8 protein-coding genes are annotated in these 8922 nt (G+C 69.3%); 3 read left to right on the top strand and 5 right to left on the bottom strand.

Translation table 11 applies throughout. From position 1 onward, the window contains the following. Window positions 1–334 precede the first annotated feature (334 nt). Both VF522_RS04765 and VF522_RS04760 read right to left on the bottom strand, forming a co-directional pair. On the bottom strand, window positions 335–1363 hold the full coding sequence (locus VF522_RS04765; protein WP_330907085.1) for a cytochrome d ubiquinol oxidase subunit II: 1029 nt from the start codon (window positions 1361–1363) through the stop codon (window positions 335–337). Window positions 1364–1373: 10 nt separating this feature from the next. Then, complete coding sequence (locus VF522_RS04760) at window positions 1374–2771, bottom strand: cytochrome ubiquinol oxidase subunit I (protein WP_330907084.1); 1398 nt, start codon at window positions 2769–2771, stop codon at window positions 1374–1376. Window positions 2772–2885: 114 nt separating this feature from the next. On the opposite strand from VF522_RS04760, the gene VF522_RS04755 reads away from it, so the two are divergent. Continuing rightward, window positions 2886–3995 carry a PA0069 family radical SAM protein gene (locus tag VF522_RS04755; protein ID WP_330907083.1) on the top strand — a complete coding sequence of 370 codons (1110 nt, stop codon included), beginning with the start codon at window positions 2886–2888 and terminating at the stop codon, window positions 3993–3995. A 6-nt stretch (window positions 3996–4001) separates the two neighbouring features. Here VF522_RS04755 and VF522_RS04750 read toward each other — a convergent pair whose 3' ends face one another. From VF522_RS04750 to VF522_RS04740, 3 genes are all read right to left on the bottom strand, one after another. Then, window positions 4002–4547, bottom strand: a complete 546-nt coding sequence (locus VF522_RS04750; RefSeq protein WP_330907082.1) for a hypothetical protein — start codon at window positions 4545–4547, stop codon at window positions 4002–4004. Between the two features lie 89 nt (window positions 4548–4636). After that, window positions 4637–6148, bottom strand: a complete 1512-nt coding sequence (locus tag VF522_RS04745) for a tripartite tricarboxylate transporter permease (protein ID WP_330907081.1) — start codon at window positions 6146–6148, stop codon at window positions 4637–4639. A gap of 14 nt (window positions 6149–6162) precedes the next feature. Further along, the gene (locus tag VF522_RS04740; RefSeq protein ID WP_330907080.1) at window positions 6163–6648 is read right to left on the bottom strand and encodes a tripartite tricarboxylate transporter TctB family protein; all 486 of its coding nucleotides are present in this window, start codon (window positions 6646–6648) and stop codon (window positions 6163–6165) included. A gap of 128 nt (window positions 6649–6776) precedes the next feature. Here VF522_RS04740 and VF522_RS04735 point away from each other — a divergent pair, with 128 nt between their 5' ends. Together VF522_RS04735 and VF522_RS04730 are read left to right on the top strand one after the other, a co-directional pair. Then, complete coding sequence (locus VF522_RS04735) at window positions 6777–7469, top strand: response regulator transcription factor (RefSeq protein WP_330907079.1); 693 nt, start codon at window positions 6777–6779, stop codon at window positions 7467–7469. Then, complete coding sequence (locus VF522_RS04730; protein WP_330907078.1) at window positions 7466–8896, top strand: sensor histidine kinase; 1431 nt, start codon at window positions 7466–7468, stop codon at window positions 8894–8896. The genes VF522_RS04735 and VF522_RS04730 overlap by 4 nt, the downstream gene beginning before the upstream one ends. The last annotated feature ends 26 nt before the right edge of the window (window positions 8897–8922 follow it).

Raw genomic sequence — 8922 nt, 5'->3', positions numbered from 1 at the left:
GCTTCGCTCTCGTAGCCGCGCTGGTCCGCCTGCCCGGTCCTCGCAGGCGCCATGCCTTCATGCGCGACCCCGGCCCCGCCCGCACGGGGGCTGGCAGCAGGGCAGGGTGGTGGCGCATCGATCCGTTGCCATCGCCATCGGCATCGGCATCGGCATCGGTCGTCGCGTAGGGTGGGCAAGCTTGCTTGCCCACCGTTTCACCGTGGGCCGTCATGGTGGGCAAGCGGAGCTTGCCCACCCTACAAGGGGTCACCGCCTGGTCGATCAAGCAGAGCGCCCACCGCGCGCCGCCTCAAAGAATGTCCTGGCTCCCCGCCTGCTCGGGGATGACGGGCTACCCGGCCAGCTTGTCATCCACCGGCGCATAGCTCAACGCACTCGCCTTGCCCCAGAACACCCGGTACATGAACACCGTGTACGCCACGATCGCCGGCAGCGTGATCGCCACGCCGACGAAGATCACCACCAGCGATTCGTGGGCGCTGGCGGCCTGCCACACCGTGAGCTTGTCGATCACGATGTAGGGATAGATGCTGTAGGCGAGTCCCAGGAACGACAGCACGAAGATCAGCACCGTGCTCGCGAACACCACCCAGCCGTAGCCCGCCTGCACCACGTTCGCGCGGCCGGTCACGTGGAAGGCCGCGAAGAAGGCGGCGGCGCAGGCCACCGGGATCGGCAGCAGGCCGATGAACTGCGGCATCGCGAACCACTTTTCGAACACGTTGGGGCTCACCAGCGGCGTCGCCAGTGAGATCGCGACCAGCGCCACGCCCATGGGCCACAGCACGATGCGCGCCCAGCGCACCGCCTTCGCCTGCAGCTCGCCTTCGGCTTTCATGATCAGCCAGCCCGCGCCCAGCATCGCGTAAGCCGTCGGCAGCGTGACCGCGATGCCGAGGCTGAACAGGTTGGTCCAGGTGTCGTGGTGGAAGGCCGTCAGGTAGCTTCCCAGCATCCAGCCCTGCGCCGCCGCCGCCATCAGCGAGCCGGTGGCGAACAGCGCGTTCCACATGCCCTTGCGGGCGGCGCGCGCCTTCACGCGGAAGTCGAAGGACACGCCGCGCAGGATCAGCCCGATCAGCATCACCGCCACCGGCAGGTACAGCGCCGACAGCACGAGCCCGTGCGCCAGCGGGAAGGCCACCAGCAGCACGCCGATGCCCAGCACCAGCCAGGTCTCGTTGGCGTCCCAGAACGGGCCGATGCTGGAAACCATCAGGTCCTTCTCCGCATCGGTGGCGAAGGGCAGCAGCAGGCCGACGCCGAGGTCGTAGCCGTCCAGCACGACGTAGGCGAGCAGGGCGAGCCCCATCACGGCCATGAAGATCAGGGGGAGCAGGGTGGGCCAGTCGAAGCGCATCGTCGTCTCCTCAGGCGGGTCCGCCGATCGGCACGGCGGCCTTCGGGCTCTGCGGGGTCGCGGGCGTGGGCATGGCGGGGTGCCGCGCCATGTACATCAGCACCAGCACGTAGGCGCTGAGCAGGAACACGTACACCACGAGATAGGCGACCAGCGTCGACAGCACCATGGCGGGAGGATGCGGGGCCACCACGTCCGCCGTGCGCACCTGGCCATAGACGATGAAGGGCTGGCGTCCCACTTCGGTCACGATCCAGCCGGCGATGGTCGCCAGCCAGCCGGAGAAGGTCATCGCGGCCAGCAGGCGCAGTTGCCAGCGCGAGAACGGCGTCGCGTCCGTGCGTCCCGCGCCGCGCCGCCGCCAGAGCGTGAACGCGGACCACCACGCCACCGCGAGCATCAGCACGCCCATGCCGACCATGATGCGGAAGCCCCAGAACACCGGCAGCACCGGCGGATGCGCATTCGGGAATTCGTCGAGGCCCTTGAGCTCCGCATCGAGGTCGTGCGCGAGGATCAGGCTGGCGAGCTTGGGCACCTGGATCGCGTAGTCGGTGCGCGCCTCCTTCTCGTTCGGCCAGCCGAACAGCGTGAGCGGCGCGCTCTTCTCGGTGTGCCAGATGCCCTCGATCGCCGCGATCTTCGCGGGCTGGTGCTCCAGCGTGTTGAGGCCGTGCATGTCGCCGGCCAGGATCTGCAGGGGAATCGCCACCGCCGCCGCGATCACGCCGGTTTTCAGCGCGCGATGGGTGCCGCCGTTGGCCGTGCCGCGCAGCAGCTGGAAGGCCGACAGGCCGGCGATGAGGAAGGAAGCGGTCAGCGTGGAGGCCAGCAGCTTGTGCGCGAGCCGGTAGGGGAACGATGGATTGAACACGATCGCCACCCAGTCCTGCGCGTGGTAGCGGCCGTTCACCACGCTGAAGCCGGTGGGCGTCTGCATCCAGGAGTTGAGGCTGAGGATCCAGAAGGCCGACAGCGTGGTGCCCGCGGCGACCATCAGCGTGGCCGCCAGGTGCACCTTGTCGGACACGCGGCCGCGGCCGAACAGCATGATCCCGAGGAAGGTCGCCTCCAGGAAGAAGGCGGTCAGCACCTCGTAGCCGAGGAGCGGGCCCGCGATGTTGCCGACGCGCTCCATGTAGCCGGGCCAGTTGGTGCCGAACTGGAAGCTCATGGTGATGCCCGACACCACGCCCAGCGCGAAGCTGAGGGCGAACACCTTGGTCCAGAGGTAGTAGGCCTCCTCCCAGTGCTGCGCATCCGCGGTGCCCTTGGCCGCGCTGTGGCGCAGGCGGAAGTACACCAGGAACCAGCACAACGCGATGTTGATGGTGGGGAAGAGGATGTGGAAGGCGATGTTGGCGCCGAACTGGATGCGCGACAGCATCAGGGTGTCGAGGGCTTCCATCGCTCAGGATCCTTTCCGCGGGCGGCCTTGCCCCGGTCCCGATTCTCGGGAATTCCTGGAAGTTCAGGAGGGGGATGAGGCTCCATCCGGCGTCGATTGCGGCATACTGTACGAATGAACAGTATCGACCGCAGTACCGATACCACCGCCACCGAGGTCCGCGTGCCGCTGCAGGCCCTCAAGGGCCGCGGCACCGCGCGCTTCTTTCCGCACCGCTTCGAGCGCGACAGCCGCGAATCCTTCGACGACGGCTGGGACCAGGAAGCCGAAGAGGGCGCCCCGCTGCGCACCGAGGTGATCTGGGAGAACGCGCGCAGCATCATCGCCGGCAACGACTCGCCGGACATCCATTTCGGCAAGTCGATCAACCCCTACCGCGGTTGCGAGCACGGCTGCATCTACTGCTACGCGCGGCCGACGCACAGCTACCTGAACATGTCGCCCGGCCTGGACTTCGAAACGAAGATCATCGCCAAGCGCAATACCGTGGACCTGCTGCGCAGCGAGATGGGCCGCCGCGGCTACGTGCCGGAGCTGATCGCCATCGGCACGGCCACCGACTGCTACCAGCCGGTGGAGCGCGAGCTGCGCCTCACGCGCGGCGTGATCGAGCTGATGAGCGAGACCAACCACCCGTTCGCGCTGGTCACCAAGTCGAGCGGCGTCGAACGCGACCTCGACCTGGTCGCGCCCATGGCCGCCAGGGGGCTCGCCGCGGTGTACGTCACCATCACCACGCTCGATGCGGATCTCGCGCGCAAGCTCGAGCCGCGTGCCGCGGCGCCGCACCGGCGCTTGCGCGTGCTGCGCACGCTCGCGGAACACGGCATCCCCTGCGGCGTGAGCCTGGCGCCGCAGATCCCCTTCCTCAACGACGACATGGAACAGGTGCTGGAAGCCGCCTGGGACGCCGGCGCGCGGGAGGCCTTCTATCACGTGATCCGCCTGCCCTGGGAAGTGGCGCCGCTGTTTCGCGAATGGCTGCAGACGCACTACCCGCAGCGGGCCGATCGCGTGATGCACCGCATCCAGGAAATGCGCGGCGGCAAGGACTACGACAGCGACTTCGCCACGCGCATGAAGGGCTCCGGCGCCTGGGCCGACCTGCTCGGGCAGCGCTTCCGCAAGGCCGCGGCGCGCCTGGGCTTCAACCAGAAGAAGGTGGACTTCCCCACCGCGGAATTCCGCCCGCCCGGCGCGAAGGGGCAGGGCAGCCTGTTCTGAGGCGCCTCAGCGCAGGAACCAGAGGCCGGCGGCGAACACGCAGCCCGCGGCGATCGCACCCAGCAGGTTGGACTGCAGCTGCACCGGGCCGGACAGGCGCCGCACCGGGTGGTTCCACACCCAGACGATCGGCACGACCCCCAGCACCACCACCATCACGAGCACCTGCCAGCGCATGAAGCTGGTCCAGGCCGGCAGCAGCGCCCGCGGCGGGCCTTGCCAGAGGGTGGCGACCGGCAGTTGCTGGCTCCACAGGCCGATGGCGACCAGCGCGCCGGCGATGCAGGCGAGCGTCACCGAGAACTTGAGCGTGCGGCGCCATCCGAGCAGGCTGAAGACGACGCCGGCACCGCCGCCGATCACCGCCGCGGACCCGAGGGCCGCGGCGGCATCGACCGATCCCCCGAGGAAGCGCCACACCGCCACGTTGCAGGCGATGGCCAGCCACAGGCTGGCCGACAGCACCAGGGAGGCCGGATGCGCGGCCAGGCGCGTCTCCCCCGGCATCAGCAGGGTGGAGTAGCCGGTCGTGCGGAACAGCCTCAGCGCCATGCCCGCATTGTCTCCAAGGCAAACCGGGTTGGCATCTGGGATGCCAACCCGGTGTGGTTTAAGCGCTGAAGAAGGGGGTCAGGCGGTCGTCATTCCTCGACGAACGCTTCCTCGCGGCGGGCTTTCACCGCCGGCAGGGCCACGATCACCACCAGCAGGGCCGCGGCGGCCAGCAGGCCGGCCGACAGCGGCCGGGTGACCAGCACGCTCCAGCTTCCGCGGGACAGCAGCAGCGCCCGGCGCAGGTTCTCCTCCATCATCGGGCCGAGGATGAATCCGAGCAGCAGCGGCGCCGGCTCGCATCCCAGCTTGATGAAGCCGTAGCCGATCACGCCGAACAGGGCCACCATCCAGACGTCGAAGGTGTTGTTGTTCGTGGAGTACACGCCGATGGCGCAGAACAGCACGATGGCAGGGAACAGCCAGCGGTAGGGGATCGTCAGCAGCTTGATCCAGATGCCGATCAGCGGCAGGTTCAGGATCACCAGCATCAGGTTGCCCACCCACATCGAGGCGATCAGGCCCCAGAACAGCTGCGGGTTGCTGGTCATCACCTGCGGGCCCGGCTGGATGTTGTGGATGGTCATGGCACCCACCATCAGCGCCATCACGGCGTTGGGCGGGATGCCCAGCGTCAGCAGCGGGATGAAGGAGGTCTGCGAACCGGCGTTGTTGGCCGACTCCGGCGCCGCGACGCCGCGGATGTTGCCGCGGCCGAACGGCACTTCGCCCGGCTGCAGCTTGGTCTTCTTCTCGATCGTGTAGGCCGCGAAGGCGGACAGCAGCGCGCCGCCGCCCGGCAGGATGCCCAGCGCGGAGCCGAGCAAGGTGCCGCGCAGCACCGCGGGCGCCATGCGCTTGAAGTCTTCCTTCGTGGGGAACAGGCCCTGCACGCTGCCGGTGAACACCTCGCGGTGCTCCGAGGACTGCGACAGGTTGCTGATGATCTCGCCGTAGCCGAACACGCCCATGGCGATCACCACGAAGCCGATGCCGTCGGTCAGTTCGGGGATGTCGAACGAGAAGCGGGCGACGCCGGAGTTCACGTCGGTGCCGACCAGGCCCAGCAGCAGGCCCAGCACGATCATGCCGATCGCCTTGACCAGGGAGCCGGAGGCCAGCACCACGGCGCCGATCAGGCCCAGCACCATCAGCGAGAAGTATTCGGCGGGGCCGAACTTGAAGGCGACTTCCGTCAGCGGCGCCGCGAAGGCGGCCAGGATCAGCGTGCCGACGCAGCCGGCGAAGAACGAGCCGAGGCCGGCGGCGGCGAGCGCGGGGCCCGCGCGTCCCTGCCGTGCCATCTGGTAGCCGTCGATCACGGTCACGACCGAGGACGATTCACCCGGCAGGTTCACCAGGATGGCCGTCGTCGAGCCGCCGTACTGGGCGCCGTAGTAGATGCCGGCCAGCATGATCAGCGCCGCCACGGGCGGCAGCGCGTAGGTGGCCGGCAGCAGCATCGCGATGGTCGCGACGGGGCCGATGCCGGGCAGCACGCCGATCAGCGTGCCCAGCAGGCAGCCGATGAAGCAGTACAGCAGGTTGAGCGGCGTGATGGCCACGCCGAAGCCGGTGATGAGGTTGGAAATGAGATCCATGGCTTGCTACTCCGTCAGCCGAGGAAGGTGGGCCACACCGGGAACTGCAGGCGCAGCAACAGGACGAAGGCCAGGTAGCTGCCCACGGCGAGCACCGTGGCCAGGATGGCGACTTCCTTGGCGTTGAATTCGTCGCCGGCGAGCGCCGCCACGAAGGTCAGGCCGAAGATCGCGATGATCAGGCCCATGGGCGGCAGGCCGATGCTGGGCAGGCCGCCCAGCAGGATGCCGAACAGCACGTTGGCGCCGATGATGAAGCCCAGCGGACGCCAGGCCCAGGGCCCGATCTTCTCGCCGTCCTCGGTCTCGACCATCAGGGACTCCATGATGATGAAGAGGCCGAGGATGGAGAGCAGGATGCCCAGCATCAGCGGGAAGTAGCCGGGGCCCATGCGGGCTCCCTCGCCTATGGTGTAAGTGGTGGCGCCTATGGCGAACGCACCGCCGACGGCGGTGAACATCAACCCGGCGAAGAAGTCTTTCTGGCTCTTGATCCTCATGGGTGCTCCGTGCCGGCGGCTGCCAGCTGACCCGGGTTTATCGGGCAGGGGCACTGACCCGTAGCTGACCGGGGCCGTAAGTGGAAGTGCGTAGCGCCAACAGGCCCCGGTGCGCTTACACCGTCGGGATGCGGATCCTGCTCGTGGAGGACGACCTGGTGCTGCGCGACGTCGTGTTGCGCAGCCTGCGCGATGCCGGCCATCGCGTGGACGTGGCCGGGTCGGTGGAAGACGCCGACCAGCTCTGGAAGATGCAGCGCTTCGACGCCGTGCTGCTGGACCTGAACCTGCCGCACTCGTCGCATCCGCGCAGCGGCCTGGGCAGCGGCCTCACCGCCCTGAAGGCGGCGCGCGCCCGCGGCGACCGCACGCCGGTGCTGGTCCTGACCGCGCGCAACCGCACCGACGAACGCATCGCCGGCCTCAACGCCGGCGCCGACGACTACCTCGGCAAGCCCTTCGACCTGGCCGAAGTGGAGGCGCGCCTGCGCGCCATCGTGCGCCGCACGCAGGGCACGGAAGACCAGGTGCAGGTGGGCGGCCTGCTGCTCGATCGCCAGCACCGCCGCTTCAGCGTGCACGGACAGCCGTTGTCGCTGCCGGCGCGCGAATTCGAGGTGCTGTGGGAGCTGATGACGCCGGCCGGCCGCGTGGTCAGCAAGTCGGAGATGGCGGAAAAACTTTCCGACCTCGAGGACTACCTGGGCGACAACGCGCTGGAAGCGTTCATCTCGCGGCTGCGCAAGAAGCTCTCGGGCACCGGCGTGCGCATCCGCACGCTGCGCGGGCTCGGCTACATGCTGGAGCCGGAGGAAGGATGACGGGCGCGCCGCGTCCGCTCGCGGTGCGGCTGCTGCGCGGCGTGCTCGCGCCGCTGGCATTGACCTGGCTCGCCGGCACGGTGCTCGCGGCGGGCATCGCCTATCACTTCACGGAACGCGCCTTCGACCGCGCGCTGCTGGACGACGCCTACCTGATCGCCTCGCGCGTGCGCGAACACGCCGGCCGGCTGGAACTGGATCTCACCGCGCGCGAACTGGGCAGCGCCCTGTTCGACCAGGAGGAAACCACCTTCTTCAGCATCCGCCGTCCCGACGGCAGCGTCATCGCGGGCGACCCGCGCTTGGAACTGCTCGCGCCGCCCTCGCCGGACGGCTACCGCTTCGCGAACGTCACCATCGACGGCCGGAGGCTGCGCGCCGCGCGCCTGCTCAGCGAGGACCCGCAGCCTTTCCAGGTGATCGTCGCGCAGACCATCGCCAGCCGCAGCGCCGCGACGCAGCGGCTCGTATGGCTTTCGGTGCTGCCGCAGACGCTGCTGCTGCTGGTGCTGGCCGCCTGGCTGCACCGTGCGATCACCGGCGAGCTGCAGCCGCTCGCGCAGCTGCAGGACGCACTCGGGCGGCGCAGCGCGGGCGACCTCGCGCCGGTGGAGGTGAATGCCACCAGCCGCGACGTCGCGGCACTCACGGCAGCGGTCAACGCGCTGCTCGCGCGGCTGGAGGGCAGCGTGCGGGCGCAGCGCGAGTTCGCCGGCAACGTGGCGCACGAGCTGCGCACGCCGCTGGCGGGCATCCGCGCGCTGGCGGACTACGGCCTGTCGCGGGAGGAGCCGCAGGTGTGGCGCGAGCAGCTGCAGCGGATCGCCGCCAGCCAGGGCCGCGCCAGCCGCCTCGTCGACCAGCTGCTGGACATCGCGCTGGCGCTCGAGGCGCAGGCCGGCCTGCAGCTCGATGCGGTGGCGCTCGACGAACTGGTGCGCGACGCGGTGCTGCGCTACCTGCCGCGCGCGGATGCGGCGGGCGTGGACCTTGGCGCGGTCGGCGTGGAGAAACCGAGCCGCATCCTGGCCGATCCCACGCTGGTCGACGGCATCCTCAACAACCTGCTGGACAACGCGCTACGCTACGGCGCACCCACCGACGGCGAGCCGCCCGCGGTGACGGTGTCGATCGAACACGATGCGGACGGCGTGGTGCTGTCGGTGCAGGACAACGGTCCCGGCCTGCCCGCCGACCTGCAGGCGCGGCTGGTGCAGCGCGGAACCCAAGGGGATACCGGACAGATGCTGGGCGAGGGCGCCGGTATCGGGCTGGCGCTGGTGGCGCAGTACGCGGCGGCGATGCAGGCGAGGATGGATCTCGGCAGCGGGCCGCAGGGGCGGGGCTGGTCGTGCAGCATCCATTTCCGCGCGGCAACTGAAAGCCCTCATCCCGCGCCGCACAGATCCACCGTCATTCCCGCGTAGGCCACCGTCATCCCCGCGCAGGCGGG

Origin of the sequence: Ramlibacter sp. (assembly GCF_036383835.1) — a bacterium.
Classification (GTDB): Bacteria; Pseudomonadota; Gammaproteobacteria; order Burkholderiales; family Burkholderiaceae_C; genus Ramlibacter.
Note: the sequence above shows the minus strand (reverse complement) of the source record. Positions and strands in the feature narration are given on the sequence as shown.